Genomic DNA, 22,110 nt, shown 5'->3' on the forward strand with positions numbered 1-22,110 from the left:
GAGCCGTATGCAGTGAAAGTTGCACGTACGGTTCTTAGGAGGACGGCACTTGGTAACAGGTGTCGTCTATCCGACATTGTGTGTTAGTGCCGATGGCGTGATGAAATCAGGCACATTATTTAACGCAGAAATACCGCTTGCAGTTTAATGACTGAGACGGTATCTGAATTCTGGATAAGGAATTCAGATAACTACATAGTGCCACTAAAACGGAAGGTGCGACACTGATGAAACGGGTATATCGATGCTTATTGTTGCTCTGCTTTCGATCCTTCCCGGAATGGGGTACGTGAAATTGGGCCAGGCCGTTGTGACGAAGAGATTTCGGCATTTTTCAGGGATAATCATCCTGACCATGATCCTACTCATCAGTATGTATGTCCCCTCGTTCATTCCTGTACTCATCGATAAATCGCTGTCTGCCGCTGGCGTGGCAGACTGGCATATCCGGCGCTATCAGATAGATGAAAGCAGAATGCCGATGGCACTCTTTACGCGTTCTGAGTGGAAGGTTAGTCCACTGGTGGCTGGCAAAAGTTTTACGGTTGAAGGAATTCTGATTTATTCCCTTAATAACGTTAAACTTCTGTGTCCGGCCACGATCAAAAATGACTATCTGAATATGCTTCACTTTGTTCCCTGGGACAAAGACTATGATAAAAAGCAGGGGGAAGTATTAAAGAAACATGCGGCCCGATGCCAGTCTTTTATTCAGGGAGGTGTTGCCCGAATCGTAGAAGAGTGAAACACAGTGTGTATTCGCATCTAACCGCTTACTCGTTCATACTTTAGTTGACGACCAGTTCGCAAATTACTTATTCGATTCCAACAAAAACTAAAAATAGTGCGAGAAAACGTTGGCAGGCAGGTTTGAGCGAGGAGCAGACTGATCTGCTTATAGTCAGCAATGGTTATCAGCATCAGAACGAAAGGATAATTAATAGTAATGCTTCTCAATCAATAGGGGACAGATCAGCTTGGCAGCGAGAGCAGCCCTGTCCCTAGCCCTGTATAGAATTGTAGTATTTTGTGCTAAATGCTTGTAAAATGATCAGTAGATGGCATATAAATAACATGAGGCTAAATTACTAGTGCTAATATAAGAGAACCTTTTCTTATTAAGTGATCCTTGCTAACAGAAATGATACTCATCTTGGCAAAGGGAGATAATGCATCTTGAATCATTCTATCTTCAGCAATAAGTGAGTCAAAGGTAGATAATACATTTTGAATTATTCTATCTTCATCAATAAGTGAATCAAAGGTAGTAGTAGAGGTATTTAAATCTTTAAACTCTTTCGATAGGTATCGATATTGTTCTGATAAATCATATTTTCCTACGAGTTCAATAAATAAATCGTGGTAATATATCTTCTGGCTAACAGGGTAAGCATCCACCATTTCTGCTAGATTACATAACACTATTATATCCCATGCTTGGAATGGCCAGAGCATGCGATACTCTCTCTTCTTCAAGATGTCAGGGAATGAAGGATTTTTTTTATTTTGGCTAGGTATAAATAACTCTTTATTAATCATCCATCTTCTCCATTTCTGATAGTCCCGATTAAAGTAAGCTTGACGGTTATCTAAGTATTCGGATGCGAACTTGGTCACCTCATCCTTTAGATATACTGACCTTACTCTTTTATGATAGATATGCTTGCAATCAGATCTGAATTGTAACTTTATTTTATCAAATTTCTTGGTTAATGATGGATGCTTAACCCAAGTCCACGTCGATGTATTCGATTCATTTGAATAATGACAACAAACTATACTTCTGTCATCTTGATAATTTAGAGTAGGTATCTCTTCGGTAAAAGAATAGATAATCGATATCACGCGATTGTCTATATATCCTTCTATTACCGAATAGTCACTTGATTCATGGCAAAGTAAAACCTTGTCACAAGTTACATCCCTTTTGGAATAGATCAACAGTCTTTCTTTGTAAGATTGTCCTGCATAAATATGCTCCATCTCTTTATGTATATTGGGTAAGTGAATTCTTTTGCTAGATATGGCGTTACGAAGCGATGTTAAAGCACTGTTTCTTTTTTCTGCCTTTTTATTCCTTTTCTCTTCTTCTATCTGTTTAAAATACTCGATTTTCTTAATTTCAAGTTCTGAGTGATAAATCCATTTGTACTCGACGAGATTATTTCTTACTAGATAAATCCATTCAGAGATGCTATTACCTTTAGCAAGAGGAAAGTAGTACTCAATTGAATCAATTTGTTGGTCAATGTAATACCGTTCTTTATCCTCATCACATTTGTGAGTAACGCAGACTTCAATAGCTACATAGCCAGTATCTGTCGCAAGATATACGTCTGCCAGGTAGGGCCCGATCCTATATTCGAGTACTGATTTTTTAACTTCAGTTGTTAGGTCGAAAACAACAATATCTGTTTCGTCGATGGTTATCTCATTTGTTGGAAGAGTAATTTCAGATAGCGAAGAAAAATGTAGTTGCATCGCTATATGTAACTGCGTCATCCGACAGTCACGGCTTTCTTCCTTTGTAGTATGAGAGAAGTGGTGTGTGACGATCTTTCCATTGTTCCTTGCAATGAGGGTATCACCACAGTGCTTACAAACACAGTTACAGCGCTTTCCGTTTGGCACTGAATCTACGTGAACTATTGTGTTTGAATCATTAAGGGCATATTCAAAAAGCATCCGTACTGTCCGCATCCTAACTTATCTATATACTGTACCACTTTATACTTGATTAGACATATCTAGAGCCAGTTTCTATTCTCTGGAACTTTGTCTACCTATCCAGACCACTCATCAAGATTAGCAGACCATTCTTGCATCATTGCCTTCTTTTCATCAAGGTAGGTAGCATGATTATATGAACGGCTCAGGTAGCTGCTTAGCGATACCATAACGGAAGGCGCAACACTGACAAAACGGGTATAGCTGAGCAAGGTGGGAAAATCTTTGTGGTGATAGACCCAAAGGAATTTCAAATAAAAGGCTTTAAAGTCACGATAATGTGACATATGAAAGAGGATCAAAATCGTCATGATTTCACTGAGATACATGTGACCTTGCCGACAACGAAAACGGTACCCGTTATCGAGACAAAACCGCTCCCACTGAGGAATGAAAAAACGGCAAAAATCGTCGACATCGCAGAAAATTTCAACTAAGTTGTCCATAGCCTATTCCCCTAGGAACTGTGTTAGGCGTTCACCAAAACTTTGCTCCCGGAACAGGCTTCTCGTCAATTTCTTATCCAGAATTCGGGTTAATAAGGTATTATGAAGTTAAATACGCTTGTTGACCTGTGATGTTTGTTTGATTTTGTACAACTAGGGTTATTAGGTGGATTGAATGGGTTTGGAAAGTATTATGCCAGGTCGATAGAAAATGAGGGCACACGTGACCTTCTGGTTCTAGGAAAATTACTAACCTTAATCGAGCCACAGATATTGAGACATATCAAAGAAGATGTTGCGCGTGATTGGCCGCAACAGCAAAATATAGCTGAAAGTATACAACAGGAAGATATAGGAATGTTTCTTGTATTAGTGAGATTACCGAGGGAGACTGACGGACAAATTACCGAGAGATGTTGTCGTTTCAGTATACCTGCTCCCAGATTAATTGCTCATCGGTAATGGTTACGATTAAGTCTCTGGCCTGCGCCACAATATTTTTGATAGCGCCTGGATTCCCCCATGCGTACGTTTCTTCAGCCAAGCCAGTCGATAAGGCATCGGCAAGCAAAGATATCCGCGTACATGCAAAAAACGCAACCAATACCGCATATCTAAGTAATATCCACATACAACAAATGACCATGTAATTCCATATTTTAAATCTCATTCTTATTGTGCGAGCAGAGTGAATTGATGTCATTCTGTACCACCAACAATGCACATTTCACGCTCGGCGGAAAAGCGAGCGTGAATAACTAATCAGAAGTTAAGGCAGGATTTTAAATTAAATCTGCATGGAGAAACTTCGTTTTCCCAGAGTCATAAAATTGCTTGTTTGCACACCTTTGGTGCCTGTTTGCTCCAAAAACAACCCTTCCTCTTTCTGCCTTAGATAACGCTCTGTACCACACTTGCCACAGATCGTCTTAAAACCACCAGGAGGCTGGAAAGCAATAGTTGTTTTGTGCTGACAAACCGGGCAGCTTTGCAGAAACAAAATCTCCCGACAACGCTGCACGACATCAGAGGCTTTTTCATGTGCGTTCGCTTCTTTCAATGTGCGCTTTAATTTTTCCAAATCGATATCCGCCACTTCACCTTGCACCGTCAGGCAATGTGATTGATGTTCAACGTGGATATGTGCAATTTTTTCCGCCACGGCTAGCGCTTTCGTCGGAATTTTAGTGATTGGTCTAGCGAAGGATTTCAGAACCTGCCGGTAAAGGGTTCGATTAATAAGCAGGCCAAAACGTTCGACACAGTACATGTCTGACGGCGAAAGCGCGATCCAGTTATCCACGTAGCCTGAGGGTGATAGCGCCAAATCCTGAGACGGCCATGCAACAAATCGCTCAGAGGTCAGTTTCGTCTCGTTAATGGGCTCCGCCAGGTCAGTGAGCCACGGAACCAGAATAAGCAATGTATTACCTGCTGAATTACCCTTCTCTGTCCGGCAAATCAAATGCCATTCCAGCCCCTTTTGTGCGAGTTGCAATGTTTTACCTGCCCACAAACCTTCGCTTTCGCCCTGCAGATAAGGGTAAAGCGCATGCCTTAATACCAGACCTGCATAACGCGAATAAGCTTCCACCAGATACTGATTATGCCGGAAACGTTCCTGTGGCGTGGTTTTCTCCACGGTTGTGCTATCGAGAAGTTCCCAAAGCATAGTCAAATGCCGGTAATGCGGGTCATGTCCAAGAATATTTGTTGGATGCAGTATCCCCGTGACCTGTGCATTGCGGTTAACCAGTGTGTACAACCCCGTTTGTTGCAAACCAGAGAGGGTTTTATGTAACATGTGAAGGGTGTCCACAGTTTCATTCAGGTGAACCAACGCCTGATTTGTCTTATCCTCATTAAATGTCATTCCCCAGAGCTGACAAACCTCATAGGCCAGAAGGTGATGAGTACCCTCCGTTTGGTAAAATTCCAGAGCCTGCTCCAGTGTGACCTGCAGGCTTAGAAGGGTCGATAGCCGGGTGCGCAAATGACGTTCTGCCTTATCGAGCAGGCGCGCATAAACGCGATTTTCATAAATGTCGTAATCGTCATGGCTAAAACGCGCCAGTACCTTCCGGGGAATGACGCCATTGAGTGTCTGCCGCTGCCAGCACTCTGAATGCGAGGCCAGATGCACCAGCGCACCTTTCGCAAGACGTCGTGCGCGGGCGATATCCGCGACTTCGTCTTCGTAATGAACATCCAAACGCGGCCGCTGTGAAATTTGGTGCAGATGCCCTTTCTTCACCACCTCGAGCAAGTTCTGTTCAAATGGCAGAAGCTGGCTTTGCTGGTCAATGATCGCCCCAGGCATGAGAGGCGAAATCAACGCTGACGAAGGCATCATGTCCGGATAGATGGTTTCTACCGCCCTGAAAAGTAAGGCGGATTTATTGGACTTAACCTGTCGCGGCATGACAAATGTCCGGACCTCATCTCCCAACTGGCAACGCTCGCCGCCATCGCTAACCAGCACACCAGAAAAGTCCGTGGTGTGGCTGTTGAAGACCAAAGACGAGACCGCAAGCTGATAACGACCCGCTTCAATCTGTGATGGCAGCTGAGATATTGTTTCACCCGTTAGCCGATCCAGCCACATCAGTTCCGTCCCTCCATGCGTCGGATATCGGCATTCAGAAATTCCAGCGATTTGACCGGCTCACCTACCAGTTTTTCTCTACTCCAGAAAGACTCCAGCGCCCCTTTCAGTGCCTTGACGGCATCAACACTCACGTTATAGCGCCCCGTGACTTTACCTGAGCGCATCACGCGTGTTGAAAGCAAATGATCCAGCGCGATACCTTTCATTGCACCACTTGCCAGCATAACGGGAATAAAATCCAGCGCCTGCTTTTCAAAACGGTTGCCCCAGCCAAGATTAAACTCGCGGTCAAGGCAATCGGTAAAGCTATCGCGAGTTAGCGCCTGGAGTAGTTCCGTCACTTCGCCTTTGTGTTTCTGGCGCGCCGCCTCAAATGCTTTGCGCAGTGAACTAAAGGAGTAATGCCTTTTCCCCATTGGCTTGATCTTAAATTGACTATCCTGTTTTGGTAATGTCATCACGTGCGCACGATCGTAGGTCTTATCAGCAAATTCATTCGTGGTTTCATCATGGTTAGCGGTACCAATAAACCACACGTTGCCCGGCACGAGGATTTTGCGCCCTTCCCGCAGCATCTGCGGTGCGTTTGGCAACGCCGTCTCAGAGAGGCTAATCAAACGTTCATCTGCATTGTTTTTTTCCAGCGCGGACAAAAACTCCGCAAAATATTGCTCAGGCCGTGACAGATTCATCTCGTCAAGCAGGATGACATTACAGGTATCCTCCCAGCGTGGCGTACGGGCTTTGTACAATGCCTGTAGACAATCTTTTTCATAGAAGCGTCGCTCAAACGCATTGTAGTGCCCGAGCAAATCATCTCTGTCTCGCCAGCCAGCCTGGACGGAAATATCCGTACAAAATCTATGGTCCCCACCTTTTTTGCAACACTGATTTTTGATTGATGTTGGCTTGCTTAAATCTATCCGGCGTCACTATGGGCAGGGATGCCCGCGCCTCGATGAGTTCCGCACCTGATAAGCCTAAAAAACCGCACGGCTTCAGAGAGCCATTTTTTATGTCAGGATTCCATCAGGTCGATAAGCCGTTCATGTCATCAATAATCAGTCTTCGCAAAACCAGATTGGGAACTGCTTTAATTAACGATTAACCTGCCAGTCAGACTGGCGTCGTCGTTACCTTTCGAACACAGTTTGCCGTGTTGTGATTGCCCAGGCTATCCGGGCTAATTTGTTGGCCAGCGCACAGGCCACAACATTTGAGTGTTTTCGCTCAAGCTGAGCCTTTACCCATTCAGCCAGCCTTCCTGACTGATAATCGATTCTCTGGATAAAGACTCTGGCGCACTGGACAAGTAACCGTCGCAGATTTTTGTCTCCGCGTTTACTTATCCCTAAAAGCGTATTTTTGCCACCCGTGCTGTACTGGCGTGGTACCAGACCGGTTGAAGCAGCAAAATCCCGGCTACAGCCATACTGCTTACCATCGCCCAGCTGCGATGATAAGACGCTGGCAGTTATCGGACCCACGCCCGGTATTGTCTGAAGACGCTGTCCTGTTTCATCACGTCTCAGCTCCTGCTCCAGTGCCGTCTCAAGCTCGGTGAGCTGTTCGACAAGATAAAGATAATGGGCATGTAAGCGCATCAGCAACTGTGCCAGATAGGGAGGAAGTTCGTTCTCTGCCAAGACGGTTGAAAGTCTTTTTATCACGGCGGTTCCGATCGGCATACTGATGCCAAATTCCAGTAAAAAAGCGTGCATCTGATTAGTGGTTTTAACCCTGTCTCTGACCAGTGATTCTCTGACCCGATGCAGGGCGCGCATAGCTTGTTGCGCCTCTGTTCGTGGTTGCACAAATCGCATGGAGGGACGAGATGCAGCTTCGCATATGGCTTCAGCATCCACAAAATCGTTCTTGTTGCTCTTTACAAAAGGACGAACAAATTGTGGAGAAATCAGCTTCGCTTCGTGACCAAAAGCAGCGATCCGGCGAGCCATAAAGTGAGCACCGGCGCAGGCTTCCATTACAACAGTCGCTGATGGCGATCCCGCTAAAAACTCCATCAGTCTGGCGCGGGTAAATTTTTTACGCAGCAGGGCCTTTCCTGATTTGTCCTGACAGTGAACGTGGAAAGAATGTTTGCCGAGATCAATACCAATAAGCGTAACGTTTTGCATGATGGTCTTCTCCTGAAAGAAACACCCTGCCAGCATACCGCTCACAGGGTGGTGGGGACCATCTCATTAACCGCCCATCGCCTTTGCAAACGCCTTCGCGAGACTGGTTTTACCCGTTCCGCTAATCCCTTGGAAAATATGTAACTGGCTCATCGCCAGGCCGCCGAGTAATACTTGGATCTCTTCCAGCGGATAAAACAGTTCGACATGCTCTTCAGCTTGGGCAATACGGTGCTGCAACTCCGTGGCGAACTGGTTGAGATCGTCAACAGTCTCAAGCTCCGTTCTTGCTCGATACTGTGTGTCACTATCCATCAGAGACATCGCCGGGAACGGAGTTTGTGTTTTTTGCGCATTAGAGAGGTGCTCGATACTGTTTGCCAGTTCATTGATTTGTAATTCCAGCGCATTTTTATGATACTCAAGGGTTCGTTTCTCAAGCGCGATGCCTTGCAGTTCGGTGGCGGCAACACGTTTGCCACTCAGCTCACGCTTCGTTTCATCTAATTCCACTCTTAATGCATAGCATTGCCTCTCGAGGTTATATTTGCTTTTGCTGAGTGCGTCTTTCTCACGTAATAATTCGTCCATGTCCGAGCTTTGCTGTTTACGAATCAGCTCGTTGTTCTCCGCCTGAAAGCGCTCAAGCCGCTCCAGCACTGCGGCGACAGGCGTGTTCCCCATGGCATGCTTCAAATCCTGAAAGTCTGCATGTTCATTTTTCAGCAGGTCATAATCATCGTAGGCTTTCTGCAACTTCCGCTGCATTCGGCTTACTTCGCTGCTGTGCCGGCCCAATTCCCGTTCAATTTCATCGCTAACGCGTTTCTGAATATCGTTTTTTTCCGCATCCAGCTCCTTTTCCCACCGTTTCAGTCGTACCTTCTCGCAATCTACTGCTTTGATACGTTGTTCAATATCCTGCTCGCGCAAGTCCAGCGCACGTACGCGCTCAGCTTCAGCTTCAGTGCAACGATATTTGATCGCGTCCAGTTCACTGGATGCGCGATGACGCTCCTCTTCCAGCTGGCGCTTTTCGCTCAGCAGAGTCTGAAGTTGCTCTTGATGCTGGCTAAGTTGTTGAGCCTGATGTTTTTCAAGCTGGCGCATGGTCAGCGCGTTCTGTTCGGCAAAACCAAACTGCGCGTTAATCTCCCGTTCATTCATTACGCGCTCTTTCTCTGTCAGTTCAGCGCGTTTGCTTACAATACTGACTTTTTCCTGCTCAACCCCATCTCTGGCAAGTTTTAACGCATGCTTTTCGTCTTCAAGTTGTTGCTGTTGGCTAGCAAGTCTCTGCGACTTTTCATCGTGGCTGAGTAACCGTTGGCTAACCTCCTTTTGTTCTTCTTCCAGCTTTTCTTTGAGCGTTTTCATCGCTTCGCACGCCTGGAAAAATTGCATAAGCCACCGGGCAAACGACTCTTCACCTTCTTTTTGGGTACGCGCCTTGATACTTTCCAAGCATTCCCCGCTCATATCGATATCCAGTGTCATACCAAAGGATGCGAAGAGGTCTGATGCAGAAACAAAAGACGCGCTCAGGGCGACATCGGTGTTAGCTTTTTCTGCCGCGGCAAGCGGCGGCGTCATTTTTTGCGGCGGTATTTTAGGCGCATTGTATTTCCTATTTTGGTGATTCTTCTTAGCCATTACATCCATTCCTCAAATCGTTCCGTAACACTCAGGGCATACTGAATACTCTCCAGTACACTCTGGGAAGTGAGTTTAACTGCGGTTTTGCCGGTGTAGCTGCTCTGTCCATGGCCGCTTTGATTACGCAACCTGGCGAGTTCCAGCATTTTTGTTAGTTGCAATTCCCGATCTTCAAGTACGTTGAGCGGATGCTGTGGTGTGTTGTAGGCTCCAATTGCAGCGGCAAAAAGGAGCGCCTTAAGTGAATCCGTCGGCTGGCGACAGGCTCGCTCAACTTTGTCGAAATGTTGTCCGGAGAGTATGCGAATGACGTCCTGAGTGAAGGACGGAATGTTCAGTTTCTCAAGGATAACCTGATTGATCGCATTTCTGGTATTTCCCTGTTTATACTTTGGCAACAGCCCCACATTTGCCGGGAAGGTACGAATCAACCATTGCATGACGACTTCCAGTAATTTCTGGCACTCCGTTATTGCAGCTTCCAGTTCGTGTTCGTTGGCGCCAGCATGCTGAATTTTTTCTCGGTAGATCAACAGCGCCGTCATGTAACGCTTGATATCAGGCTGCTTCTCGGCCCACGGGTATTCCGTGAGCAATGTAAATTCAATATTTCGCTGAACAGCCGCAAGCCACTCGGTAACACTTTGGTTTTCGGCTTGAGGGATCTCAACCAGCGGTTCAAGCCTTCTAAGCAAAAACGCGTCACGCTCAATGACCTGCCGCAATGCCTCTTGCAGCCATGGCGCATTTTCTCGCAAAGCAAAAGGGTCTTTTACCGACCAGAGATCCGCGCCACGCTTGTCGGGCGTAACCCAGATAAGTACCCGAGCGGATTGAGGATTATCATCCAAACGCTGTACGCCCTGTAGTCGAATTTCCGGCTCTAACCGTAACTGATCGAGCTGTCGGCTGGCACGAAAATCATTGCTATAGTTTTTATACGCCTTCATAAGCACGTCAGGATCCAATTGCGCTAAACGACCTTTGTTGGAGGCCACCACATAGGGACGCAGCGGTTTTCCGGTCTTTCTCTCAGTGATGAATTCAGGATACTTGGCTAACGCGTTCACGGGTTCAATCTGTTTGAGCTCAGTAATCAGACGCGGCCAAAATTGCCCAGTGACAGCATCCTGCAACAGGTAACCGGATTTAAAAGAAGCTGCATCATCGTCCTCATCATCCAGCAGACGTTCTCCTGAAGCGGTGAGAGCGTCTGCGTTATCAACAAGCCACCCGTGGCTGGCGCTTTGCACCAATATCAAGTTAATTAAACTGGAATGGAGTCCAGTCAACTCCGCCATGGTTTCAGGACGGGTTACGCGGGCCCGAATAAGCCCCAGCACCGCTCGCTGGAAAATATTGAGCTGTGGGCGTTTTGCGTCCGGGTATAAAACGCGATGCACCATCACCGGCCACAGAAGCGGCTCCTTCTTCCCATACGGATGAGAACTGAACGCCATATACGTACCGGTCTCAGCGAACACTGCCATACACGCCTCCGCAAAGTTGGTAGAGTGCCGCCAGCGCAGGAACCGCTTCTTTTGCATCCGGATTAGTTACCAGCACAGCATCACCCACACAGATCAACATTTGACGTTGGCGGCTCATGGCCACGTTCATACGATTGGGTAAACGAAGAAAACCAAACCGGCGATTTAACTGGGCTTCCCGCGCGGCTGCATCATCCTGAGCCCCTAAGGCTGGCTTAGATGGATCAAAGGTACGAACGCATGACAGTAACACCACATCAAACTCCTTCCCTTGGAACGCATCGACAGAGCCGACGCGCAGCCGCTCTTCATAGCTGATGGAGCCATCGCCCCGCACTTTTCGCGCTAACCGAAAATCTTCATGAGGCTCGAAACTGCCATCACGGGGTTCCATTAAGGGAACCCCGTCAATACGCACCTGGGCGAGTTTCTCCATAATCAAATCCCGCTGCGCCGCGTAAAATGTGATGACGCCTATAGAGAAGCTTTCCCCTCCCGCTCTTACCAGCCGTTCAACTTCCTGTGCAATACGCGTGGCTTCTATCTCGCGCACACGGCTGGATCCGTGAGTCCTATCTTTTCCCTCAGACCGCGGCAGATCAATCCACTGACAAACGCGATCTCGGAAGTAAGGTTCCAACTCCCCAAGCGCATTTAACATTTTCTCATCAAAGGCAAAATCTGCCACATCCCGACCGGATTTCACCTCTCGCATGCCCGCTGATTCATAAAATTGCTTACTGATAAAATTGCCCAGCACAGGATGCATACGAAACTGAGTATCCAGCATAACGACCCGCGGCCACTGATCTCTCTTTTCCAGCTCCAGCAGTTTTAACCGCATACGTTCGAACAGGCTGGAGTGAAATGCCGCCCGTTGCACCTCGGTAAGCTGATGTTCTTCCTGCAATTGTCCTTCGATATCGGGCTCCAGCATATGCGGCAGCTGCTTGTCGTCACCGACCAGCACTATGCGCCGCCGGGCCATCGACATGGGGACAAACAAATCCAGCGGATTGGCGCGCGCCGCCTCATCAACGACGACGGTCTCAAACTCAATTCCGCTACTATCCAGCCCAGCGACGGATTTCAAATTCGCCATTTGTTGTCCGGCGGCCTGCTGACAGGTCGCACCGACCACCATTGAGTACTCATTCACCACGTTTTGCGCAGCACGTCTGTCAACCGTCAGGCTATCAGCCAATTGCTCGAGAACCCAGGCCACACCTTGCTTGCGCTGGCGCAACTTACCGTCGAGATGCCGCTCGATGTCATCAAGTAGCGCCAACCCTGCCGGATCAGCCTGATTTTTTAGCGCCACAGGCCGGTAATCCGGTAAAAATTGCTCCAGTAAGTGCTCCCGCCACATAGAAAGTTCATGGAAGTCTGACGTCGATAATGAAAGGTTATCTGCCGCCGCCTGTAACAGCGACACCCGTTCTGGAGCGCAATCCAAGTCATAACGCTGTATCCAGCGCAAAAGATCCCAAGCGCGATCGGAACCATCGTCGTTGAATGAAACAGCGTCAACACGTAACGCACGAATTCGCTGTATCAGTTGATTATCGATTGCACTGTCGGTTGTATCCGACGCTTGTTTGCGCAATTGCTCAATGTAATCTTCAAGCTGGCTTTTAAGCATGGATAACGGAATTGAGCCGATTTTTTCCAGTTCTTCCAGATCCTGCAAAATAGCGCTGAACTCCTCAGCACGGCGGCTATTCGGGCCGCCAGCCAAGCGGGCAAAGGCCAGCTTGATGGATAACCTGTTGAAGAACTCAAGCTCCGGGTATCTGGCATGTTCATCCCGAACTTTGCCGTGCAAATGCATGGTCTGCTGTTCGAGCCAGGAATCGATCAACGACTCATCGTCATCCGCTCTGTGTTTGCCGCCCACACGTGCGCCAGGCAGACCAAACACATCGCTGCGCTCGAGCGCGTTATCGACAGCATCATGTTGAAAGCTACTGATCAATACCTGCCCTGCGATATTCTGGTTTTGCGCTTCTTCGGCCAGACGACGCTGTAATGCCGCGATAACCTGTGTTTTACCGGTTCCCGGCGGCCCAATAATGATTGCCAAATCAGGCGTATTCAGAGCCGCATCCAGCGCTTGTTCCTGCATTTCTGTCGGCTTGCCGCCTTTGAAAATTTCTTTTGCGTAGGGCGTCAATCCCGGGATGGTTCTGTACCGGGCGGCAGGCACAGGAATACCTTCTAACAGCCATTTTAATTGCGGCATCCGTTTGCCCGAATCGATCTTTTGTTTCGCGGCTAGACGGCGTTTACCCGCAGTACGGTAGCCCGCCAAAGAGAGATACAGCCACCCGTCAGGTTGTTTCGGACGAATATCACGGCGGTTAGACGCGGGTTTGAAGAAGACATAATCAGCTTCAAAACGTAGCATGCCACGCGGAATATTGGCCGCCGCTCTGCTCTCATCCATCGAAAGTTCCTCTGCCCAATCTGGAGCAACCGTGCCTAGGTCATATTGCGTATCCGCAGGCAGTTCGAGTTCACGCAACCGTTTTTGGAACTCCCGGTAGTCATCGAGCGATTTCGGCGTCAAACGCCAGGCATTGTCTTGCCCCTCATCCACCCCCACACAATCGATAAAGCGCAGCGAACGCAGGGATTCAGCACGTCTCAACTCGTTTTGCCACTCTTTTTCGTTATACAGATTCCACAACTCTAGGTAACTGGTATTGTCCCTGAGAGCCGCATCCAGTAATGCTTGCTGGCTGGCACTTTTTTTGAGTACTACCGCAACAGAGGTATCACAGAAAGAAAACTGGCCAACCAGCAACGAAAAAGCGCTGTCACTACGCAGGTGGCGCGTAACACGTTTTATCAAAAGCCCACCGTCGCTCTTGCGCTCTACATCAGCACGCCAGCCTTTGCCAATAATCTGAAAGCTGCCTGCTATGCTGTTATTACTGAACCGAGCAATCGTGAGCCAGTCCCCCTCTTTCAGCCCACTAACCACAAAATTTTCAGCAAACCATTCGCAGGCAAGGTCAATACGCTTATCGGCAATCTCCTGTTTTCCGTACAGATCATCAGCAATGAATTCATCAACACCCAATTCAAGCTGCATAGCGGATACTTCAACCGGCGTACAATACTGCACCCATAGTTTTCCCTTTTGCTGAAGGAGGGTGAGCCGCCAGCGAACCTGATCGCACAGCACAAGGCGACTGAATAACTCATGATCGGCAGGACCGCAGGTAATGCTAATGTACTTATTGCCCTGAACGGCCAACCATTTCTGCTCATCAGGCCGGATAAAAATCGCCTGTTCCGCCTCAAAGCCATCCGTACTCTCATCCGTAGACAGCACCAGAATATCTTCGGACATCATCGGGAAATCGTTAATATTCATGAGGCCTCACCACTTGAATTGCCAAAGCACGTGCGATGCGTTCAACTCACCGATATGAAGCTGAAACGCCGTAGCATTTTGTCCGCGCAGACTCGCTTTCAGCCCCTGATAGCGGGCTAACTGCTTAATGGTTTTGCCCTGTTGCAGGTGCAACTGCCCCTGCGGCAAAGCATGGATGCCCAGACCCTTTTCGGTATATTCAAGACGAACATGATCTTCCGGCCAGCGATCGTAGCTAAAGGTAGGTAACAGACGTTTTAATTCTTTGCGATCCCCCACTTGCAACCATACTTTACGCCCAGTCGGGATCCAGTTAACCTGCTCGCTGAGCTGATCCTCACTGCCTTCTACGACGGAGAGGAACTCCTCGAACAGCACCAGCTCGCTTTCCACCGGTTCATCACAAAAGAAGCAGAGCGTGTCATGAGACGCGACATCTTCAGCGGGGAGATCAGCAGGGAGAATAGTATCGCCACCGCAGTGTTTGCAGGTGTACAAATGCTCATCGATTTCTGTTAATGCCGCCAGCCATTCAGCCATAGTCGGCCTGTCGCTAGCGCGAATTCTTCCCTGTTCAAAGCAACGGCTAAACAGTTCTGGCAGCCGACTGTGTTCAATCAGCTGCATGGGCAGGCAGGTATAACAGCGATTTGACTCATCCTGTCCGTCATTGATCCATGGATGCTCGCCGCGCAGCGCTTCCTCTTCCAGTTCCGGCTCGCCGTCGCTAATCACCTCTCCTTTAAAGGGATGATTATGCGTCAGCAACTGATAAGCGATAACCGCAAAGCTCCAGATGTCCGTCAGGCTGGACAAAAGCGCCTCCCCCCGGATGACTTCAGGCGCGCCATAATCAGGCGTATGAAACGTCAGCCCACTGTGCGTGAACAGGCTAATATTGTCACAATCGATAAGCCAGGTTTCAGCGTGTTTCGGGTCATCCGAGACAAAAATATTACCGGGAGAAAGATCGCCGTACAGCATGCCACGCGAATGAAGCTGATTAAGCGTTCTCGCCAGCTGGCTCAAAATTCTCACGCGTCGACGCAACCCACCCGCCTGAAGATAGTCGGCCAGCGACTCTTCCCCGGCGTTGAGAAAGCTGTCAAGAAGACTCTGCAAAGGCACCAGACCATCCATTAGCTCCATTACATAACCGCAGCGAGGCTCCGCCAGCAGCGCAACGGGACGCGCTAATTTCAAATCACTCAAATCTTGCCTGATTAGCCATGCGATCTGATTTCGCCAGTGCTGGCGAGCCAGCTCATCTTTATTGGTAAACCCTTTAATGAGTGTTTGCGGAAACTGAGTGCGGTAGATAATGCCCTGTCCCCCGCGGCTCATTTCCCTTTTAAGCTCATAAAACGAACCTTTTGTATCCTGCACTTCGGGTTTCTTGCTTGTTTTCGTTGTCGAAGTCATTTTTTTCAGTCCATTCTAAAAAAACCAGCAATGCTTTTGTCATCGCCATGCTGGGGCGTCGACCAGTTCTGCAATTCCTTTGTCAGCCATGTACGCATCTGGCGTTTATTGCTGCGGAGTTGGCGTTGATAAATCACATCGAAAAAGGATTCCAGCGATTCAGGAACCAGATCATCGGCGATACCGTCAGTCATCATCAGTACGCCATCGCCGGATTGGGTTAACTCAATCCGTTGGCTTCTGCACTCGGAAGGGGCAGCCTGAGCAAGAGTTGCCGTCTGGTTGCCGAATCCAGCTCGGACACCAGACAGCACGTTAAAAATTCCCTGGCTTTTTATCAAAACCAAACCATCACCAATTTGCCCCGCCACGCCATGACCTTTCGCGTCTACCCATGCCCAGAGACAGGTTGTTTCATAGGCTTGGTACTCATCGCCAAAATGCGCAAGCCAGTCGCGACATAACCACTGAGCAATGTTGCTGTGTTGTAAGTTTTGCCCCCGCTGGGCCAAATGCCTGATTAGATGAACGGCCTTACGTGAACCGATATGACTTAAAGGTCGACTACCCAAGCCGTCAGCAACAGCAATACTCCAGCCACCGCGTAAGCCGCTAATGGACAAAGCATCCTGGTTAGGAAGACCATTCTGAAGATGCGCTGGACCTGTCACAGAAGCACCACCTGCGGACAGGCGCATCAGAATTCCCAATCCTGATCGTCAGCGGCAGAAATCTGGAGTGGTGTTGATTGCGTGGGATTCGCTGACCGGCTCTGCACGCTTACGCTCATGGTCACCGCCCTGAAGAACCGGCGAATGTCGCTCGCATTCTCAGCTCTGAACAGAGGAGCTTCGGGATCATTTGCAAACTCACTGAGCATATCTTCATCCGCGTCCCCACCGATGCTCATGGCAAAACGCGTAGCTTTGGAAGAACGCTCACCACTGGCAAATGACGAGAACGGGCCTTCCCAGTCATCATTTGGATAACCATCAGAAACCAGCACCACAACTGGTTTGTATGCTCGGGAAGGAATGACGCTTTTATCCTCTATCATCTGGCTGGCCAGCGACAGAGCGCCGCCAAGAGGCGTTGAACCTTCTGCGCTCAGAGGAATAAAGTCTTGCAGAAGATGTGCAGGCGCCAGCGGTAAATTTACTTCAGCCTTGTTATTGCCAAAGGTAATCACGCTAACCTGAATTTCAGCGCGCAATCTGCTTTCGTCTTTGAAACTGAGCAGCATATCTTTCAGCCCCTGATTAAGGGCTTCAATTTTTCCATCGGAAGCCATACTGCCACTGGTATCCGCCAGCACAATAACTGGGAGCGGACGTGCAGTTTGAATCTGAAATTTTTTAAGCTCTGCCATGTGTATATTCCCTTTTTGTTGATTGACGAATACAGTAAAGCACACTTCGTGCCAACTTTTAAAAAACAATAATATCAATAATTTAAATGAATTAAATTATCAAATCATGAAAATAAAAATAAATAAAATTACCGCAAAGTAAAATTTTTTACCGATATTATTCTAAATAACATCCCTACGATGGATTAAAATCAACGCTCTGAAACGCGATCGCTACAGGGTATAGAGAATTAAATTTACCCTAAGCGAGAAAATAATAGGGTCATGGACTTATTCTATCTGATGTTTTTTTAGCCAGTTCGTAAAGGTTTGTTGGCTTTTTAACCCCAGTAACTGCGCTGCATGAGTCTTATTATTTCCGGTGACTTCAAGTGCACGATATAAATAATCGTTGGCAATTTTTGAGATGACTTTTTGCAAATCTATCCCCTCCAAAATATCAACCAGCGATGTACCTTGTTGTTCCTCAGGGATCATAAACAAAGCCTCCTTAATATCATCGGCAGTGATAACCGCATCCGGACTCCAGATCGCTGCGCGCAACAGCGTTGAATGCAATTCACGTACGTTGCCGCGCCATGGACACCTGAGGATAAAGTTTTTAGCTTCAACAGAAAGTTGTTTATTTTGTAGCGATTGATCTTGTTCCGAAATGCCCTGTAGGAGGGTATCTGCAAGTAGTAAGATGTCCCCTTCCCGTTCACGTAAAGGCGGAAGATGCAGTACACCTACTGCAATACGGTAAACAAGATCTGCCCTGAAACGCCCTTTACCAACCTCTTGCATCAAATCGCTGTGAGTTGCAGTGATAAGACGCACATTCACTTTAACTGGTTCACTCGCACCAACCGGGGTAATGACTCCTTCCTGTAACACGCGTAACAAGCGAACCTGCACATCGGGTTTTAACTCGCCAAACTCATCAAGAAAAAGGGTGCCGCCATCGGCCTGTTCAAAAACACCTTTGCTGTTTGATACCGCGCCGGTAAATGCTCCCTTGCAGTGACCAAAGAGCGTAGAATCTACCAACTCAGGGGGAATCGCACCGCAGTTGATGGCAATAAATGGGGCGCTAGTGCGCGGACTTGCATTACAAATGGCCCTCGCGAACATCTCTTTACCTGTGCCCGTTTCGCCATAAATAAGTACAGGCACATGTTTGGTGGCTAAAATTTGAGCTTGCGACTTCAGTCTTAACATCCGTTTACTTTGGGTAATAATACTGTCGAAGGCAGTATTCACCGCTACGCCATAAGCAGAAAGCTGGACTATCTTTTCATCGCTAATGGTATTTGCCGCCGGAATATATTCGGCCGCAATTTCGAACGGAATGTCCACCTTCTCTACGCCTTTCTCAGGCGATGACTGGTAGAAAGTCGCTGAGTAACGTGTTTTACCAAGCAGTACCCATACAGCCTGCATGGCAGGTGTACCGGGAGTCAGTTGAACGCATAACTCCGAGCCGGAGGCAACAATATGCTGTAGATGTTTATTTGCCGCCTCATAAATTTCGCCAAAGTGAACTGGTGAACTGAGCGCTTCGAAATGCGCGGTGACAGGAAGGTTAGTCTGTTTGCGAAGCCATGCAAGATAAGGCGTAACACGCCGCTCAGGATAAGAATAGATAAGATAACAGCGGTCAAATTCAGAATCTTGTAGCGTCGCCAGAATCGGTCCAATCTCATCATTTTCGGCGGACTCTATATCTTTATTGCCTATCCAGCAAATTAGTACACGTGGCTTCTCAATCAAAGGACTTTCCTCTAAAGCAACTATCCTGTCTAAAATTCTAATAAACTCATTGCACTTAACGACGAGATAAATAACCTTATTGCAGATTTGTCTGCTGGCATAGAGTATTATATAAATAATGTAAAAATTCTGATAGATAGACCGAATAATTTAGACTCAAAACTCAATGAATCTATTGATGCACACATCTGATAATGTGGTCTGGATTATTACTAAGTGCGGCGATGGCAAAGCTGGTACCGGCATACTACGCTGACGTTATTGGCCCATGTGGTGCTGGCGGTTTTGCGGATACAGGAGAAAAAAACGTCGGTGGAACTGACAGTCCTGAGTGTATTGGAATTGCGTAATTTACTGTCAAAACTGATAGAAAAAAGCGGTCCATCTGGGCTAGGTACCACTCAGTAGCTGATTTATCATACCTTAATTAATTCGGAAAATGCTAAATTAAACAAATGCTTTAACTCATCCATGTCCAGAAGCAAGTTAGAGATAACATGTGAGTAATCAGCTAAGTGTCAACGTTGGTTTGCTCGTGTTCTAATGAGCAAATCTTCTGACCGTGTATGAGCCAATACAGCTTATTCATCCTCAATATTCTGGCAATACACCTGCCGGATATAACGCCCGCGCCCATCTCCGTGCCCCAAATCCATTGACACCAGTGCCAGCGCTTCCCGCTCACTGAAACCCTGTGCTTTATAATGTGCGCCAGATTGTTGGGCAAAATGATATCGCATGCTGTGTGGCGCTTGCTTACCTACCAGTCCGGCACGTCTGACCACGTAACGGTAACGGTCTATCGCCTGATAGATCGTGGGCTTATCAATTAATCTGCCGCTGCGGCCTGCCTGTTCGCGCTCAGCATAATCAATGGCGTGGTGCAACGCTACGCGATCGAGTATGACCGTCTGTCTCGGGCGCCCGCCTTTGGTGCCGAATACTATCCGCACGGAGGTATGACCGTTCTCCAGCGCTTTTTTCCAGGTGGCTAAGGATTTACCGGCTTCCACCGCTTCTTTGGTACGCAGCCCCAACACATACGCCAGCTGCATTACCGCTGCCACACCCCGATCTTTTCGCTCGACCTGCTGAAAAGCCGCCTGAAATCCCGTCGGTGTTAACGCCATTTTTGTTCCCCTGCGATCCGTATTAGCAATACCCAGTACCCGGTTGCTCAGACGCGGATTATCGGCTGCCGCCAGCTTGTGTTTTCCGGCCTGCGCTAAAATGGTTCGCAACGCAGCCATCTCATTTTGCAGGGTTCGGTGGCTGATATGGTCAGCCTTTCTCTGTGCAATGTAGTGCTCAATATATTTTGTTTTAAGGCTGTCCATCTGCCGGAGCTTAATGCCCCTTTCTTTCAGAAAGTGAAGAAACTGCCGGGCAATCCGCTCACGATCCGCCACCGTCGCAAAACTTCCGTGCCCGTTTCGGGCACAGGCAATAAATTCTTTCCTGAACAACTCAACTTTTGAACGTGTCGATTTCTGCGCCATCCTCGCATCTCCTGCTGCTTTGCTGCTGTTTTATTTATTTTTAAACAAATCCCTGCGTGTCGGTTCAGGTTCACCGTTCCGTGGTGCGTCAGACAATGTGTAGCAGGGCGAGGTTGTGTTGAGTTTTTGCAGGAGCTCGCGACGTGCTCAGCACAGCGATGACATGCTCCCCGTTCAGTGCCTGATTCAATCAGGATGAACGCCTCATTATCGTGACGTGGATAATTTCTCCTTTTTTCGGTATCAGCCTGTTGCCAGGCAGTGGGTTAAAAAAACAAACGAAACAGGCCGATTCAGACAGAAAAATGCCCGAGATAGCGGGTTACTTTGAGTAATGAGTGGATCAAATGGGTTGTAAAGCCAGTCCGGACGTGCTCTGGACGTTGGCCGCCCGGCGGCGTCACTTGGTAATCGCGCTGCTTTTACGCAAGTGACGCCGCACAACATTCAGGACGTTTATCGTCGGTATTCGGGACAACGCAAAGCCTGCGCTGTTCGTATTGCATGATAAGCCGGTCGTGAATCACACCGGATAACTTTCATCGTCGGACGACGGGTTATTGTCTGACGATATCTGCTTCCAAAAGTGCGCAGATGTACCACAGGGTAATGCGCTCCCTTGCAGGCTACGGGAGCTTTGTTTCGCCATCGCATGGGTGATCCTCACAGGCGAACAGATCACTGATAATTACATTTCGATGGTAGCGTGTGCATCAAACCGGGTCAATGTCAGTGCGATTATCTCTGCCCTACGATTTTCACGCGCCCAGAGACTTATACTCAAGTGTAATACCCTTCCTTTATTCTTTAATGTCCAGGGGCTTTTTATCGGTAATGCCGGTTAATTCTGACAAATCAACATCCTTCCCTTCAGTAAGAAAGTGGTTTCTGCGTCTCAGGTTGTACAGGTGACGACAATGCTCACACATATCATTCATATTCGCCGGGTTTCTGATGGCCCTGAGTGATCTGACGGCGTATTTACCACATCGGCACCGCACGACATAAATGGATGTGCTTTTCGGGTTACCGCGTTGTGATAAAGGGCGGACACCTAACACCGTAAAAAAACCATATTCATACCCCTGAACTTGCATCAGTATGTTGATTAAATTGGGTTCTCTTTTTGTTAACCGCAAATCATACGTCGTTTTGTAAGGAATAAAATGATCGGATTGTTTTTTAACTTTCTTATTTTTATGATTTTTATCAATATCACGCATGACTTTCCCTGAACATTTTCAGACGATATTTAAGGCGTTCCAATTTAATCCTTTTTATATTGAATTCAATAGCGAAAAAATTAAATTAAATCGGTAAGTCGAATTTCCCCCGCATTTATTTAATGACACTAAACGGCGAAGCCTCAATGGCTTCAACCACTGAGGCTTCTATAAATCGTCTATTATCATTAAAACGACATTATTGATATAGAACATGTTAAGCATTACAGCGTTTACAGTGTAAGTCACATGAAATAAAATGGCATGGGTTTATTCTCTTTTTTGTGAGTCACCTCATGAATATTGCGTATTAAAATCCCAATATGAAATATAACGACACAAAAACCAATATAAAACCGACCTGCATCATAAAATAGAATAAATTAAATCAATAACGC

General features: G+C 47.5%; 17 protein-coding genes and 2 pseudogenes. 3 read left to right on the plus strand and 16 right to left on the minus strand.

Features of this window, described 5'->3' with window-relative positions:
• Positions 1–244: 244 nt before the first annotated feature.
• The gene (locus XBJ1_RS06330) at positions 245–745 is read left to right on the plus strand and encodes a hypothetical protein (RefSeq protein WP_143827634.1); all 501 of its coding nucleotides are present in this window, start codon (positions 245–247) and stop codon (positions 743–745) included.
• A gap of 335 nt (positions 746–1,080) precedes the next feature.
• Here the strand turns inward: XBJ1_RS06330 and XBJ1_RS06335 are convergent, their stop codons facing one another.
• The 5 genes and pseudogenes from XBJ1_RS06335 to XBJ1_RS06355 all read right to left on the minus strand — a co-directional run bounded on the left by XBJ1_RS06335 (position 1,081) and on the right by XBJ1_RS06355 (position 6,593).
• Complete coding sequence (locus XBJ1_RS06335; protein ID WP_038199805.1) at positions 1,081–2,685, minus strand: hypothetical protein; 1,605 nt, start codon at positions 2,683–2,685, stop codon at positions 1,081–1,083.
• A 182-nt stretch (positions 2,686–2,867) separates the two neighbouring features.
• A pseudogene (locus XBJ1_RS06340) lies at positions 2,868–3,173 on the minus strand (IS982 family transposase); the annotation flags it as partial.
• Between the two features lie 424 nt (positions 3,174–3,597).
• Positions 3,598–3,804 (minus strand): hypothetical protein, encoded by a 207-nt coding sequence (locus XBJ1_RS06345; RefSeq protein WP_012987996.1) that lies wholly within the window; start codon positions 3,802–3,804, stop codon positions 3,598–3,600.
• 156 nt (positions 3,805–3,960) lie between these two features.
• Positions 3,961–5,778: a hypothetical protein gene (locus XBJ1_RS06350; RefSeq protein ID WP_012987997.1), complete on the minus strand. Its 1,818-nt coding sequence runs from the start codon at positions 5,776–5,778 to the stop codon at positions 3,961–3,963.
• Positions 5,778–6,593: a hypothetical protein gene (locus XBJ1_RS06355; protein WP_012987998.1), complete on the minus strand. Its 816-nt coding sequence runs from the start codon at positions 6,591–6,593 to the stop codon at positions 5,778–5,780. The genes XBJ1_RS06350 and XBJ1_RS06355 overlap by 1 nt, the downstream gene beginning before the upstream one ends.
• A gap of 89 nt (positions 6,594–6,682) precedes the next feature.
• On the opposite strand from XBJ1_RS06355, the gene XBJ1_RS21875 reads away from it, so the two are divergent.
• Complete coding sequence (locus XBJ1_RS21875; protein ID WP_162467458.1) at positions 6,683–6,889, plus strand: hypothetical protein; 207 nt, start codon at positions 6,683–6,685, stop codon at positions 6,887–6,889.
• Between the two features lie 25 nt (positions 6,890–6,914).
• Here XBJ1_RS21875 and XBJ1_RS06360 read toward each other — a convergent pair whose 3' ends face one another.
• From XBJ1_RS06360 to XBJ1_RS06395, 8 genes are all read right to left on the minus strand, one after another.
• Positions 6,915–7,919, minus strand: coding sequence for an IS110 family transposase (locus XBJ1_RS06360; RefSeq protein ID WP_012987226.1), 1,005 nt, complete (start codon positions 7,917–7,919; stop codon positions 6,915–6,917).
• Positions 7,920–7,985: 66 nt separating this feature from the next.
• Entirely contained in the window at positions 7,986–9,572 is a 1,587-nt protein-coding gene (locus XBJ1_RS06365) for a hypothetical protein (RefSeq protein ID WP_012987999.1), read from the minus strand.
• Positions 9,572–11,065: a hypothetical protein gene (locus XBJ1_RS06370; RefSeq protein ID WP_012988000.1), complete on the minus strand. Its 1,494-nt coding sequence runs from the start codon at positions 11,063–11,065 to the stop codon at positions 9,572–9,574. Before XBJ1_RS06370 ends, XBJ1_RS06365 begins: the two co-directional genes overlap by 1 nt.
• A complete protein-coding gene (locus XBJ1_RS06375; RefSeq protein WP_012988001.1) occupies positions 11,049–14,447 on the minus strand; it encodes a DEAD/DEAH box helicase in 3,399 nt (1,132 codons plus the stop codon). The genes XBJ1_RS06370 and XBJ1_RS06375 overlap by 17 nt, the downstream gene beginning before the upstream one ends.
• 6 nt (positions 14,448–14,453) lie before the next feature.
• On the minus strand, positions 14,454–15,869 hold the full coding sequence (locus tag XBJ1_RS06380) for a protein kinase domain-containing protein (RefSeq protein ID WP_012988002.1): 1,416 nt from the start codon (positions 15,867–15,869) through the stop codon (positions 14,454–14,456).
• 5 nt (positions 15,870–15,874) lie between these two features.
• Positions 15,875–16,567 carry a PP2C family serine/threonine-protein phosphatase gene (locus tag XBJ1_RS06385; RefSeq protein WP_012988003.1) on the minus strand — a complete coding sequence of 231 codons (693 nt, stop codon included), beginning with the start codon at positions 16,565–16,567 and terminating at the stop codon, positions 15,875–15,877.
• A complete protein-coding gene (locus tag XBJ1_RS06390) occupies positions 16,567–17,238 on the minus strand; it encodes a vWA domain-containing protein (RefSeq protein WP_012988004.1) in 672 nt (223 codons plus the stop codon). Before XBJ1_RS06390 ends, XBJ1_RS06385 begins: the two co-directional genes overlap by 1 nt.
• A gap of 270 nt (positions 17,239–17,508) precedes the next feature.
• Positions 17,509–18,990, minus strand: a complete 1,482-nt coding sequence (locus XBJ1_RS06395) for a sigma-54 interaction domain-containing protein (RefSeq protein WP_012988005.1) — start codon at positions 18,988–18,990, stop codon at positions 17,509–17,511.
• Positions 18,991–19,185: 195 nt separating this feature from the next.
• On the opposite strand from XBJ1_RS06395, the pseudogene XBJ1_RS21300 reads away from it, so the two are divergent.
• Positions 19,186–19,340 (plus strand): annotated as a pseudogene (locus XBJ1_RS21300) (IS701 family transposase); the annotation flags it as partial.
• Positions 19,341–19,571: 231 nt separating this feature from the next.
• On the opposite strand, the gene XBJ1_RS06405 reads toward XBJ1_RS21300, so the two are convergent.
• The 3 genes from XBJ1_RS06405 to XBJ1_RS06410 form a co-directional block, all read right to left on the minus strand.
• Complete coding sequence (locus tag XBJ1_RS06405) at positions 19,572–20,489, minus strand: integrase domain-containing protein (protein WP_012988007.1); 918 nt, start codon at positions 20,487–20,489, stop codon at positions 19,572–19,574.
• A 523-nt stretch (positions 20,490–21,012) separates the two neighbouring features.
• Positions 21,013–21,138, minus strand: a complete 126-nt coding sequence (locus XBJ1_RS22740; protein WP_268987529.1) for a hypothetical protein — start codon at positions 21,136–21,138, stop codon at positions 21,013–21,015.
• A gap of 151 nt (positions 21,139–21,289) precedes the next feature.
• On the minus strand, positions 21,290–21,712 hold the full coding sequence (locus XBJ1_RS06410) for a hypothetical protein (RefSeq protein ID WP_010846570.1): 423 nt from the start codon (positions 21,710–21,712) through the stop codon (positions 21,290–21,292).
• Positions 21,713–22,110 lie beyond the last annotated feature (398 nt).

Origin of the sequence: Xenorhabdus bovienii SS-2004 (assembly GCF_000027225.1) — a bacterium.
Classification (GTDB): domain Bacteria; phylum Pseudomonadota; class Gammaproteobacteria; order Enterobacterales; family Enterobacteriaceae; genus Xenorhabdus; species Xenorhabdus bovienii_C.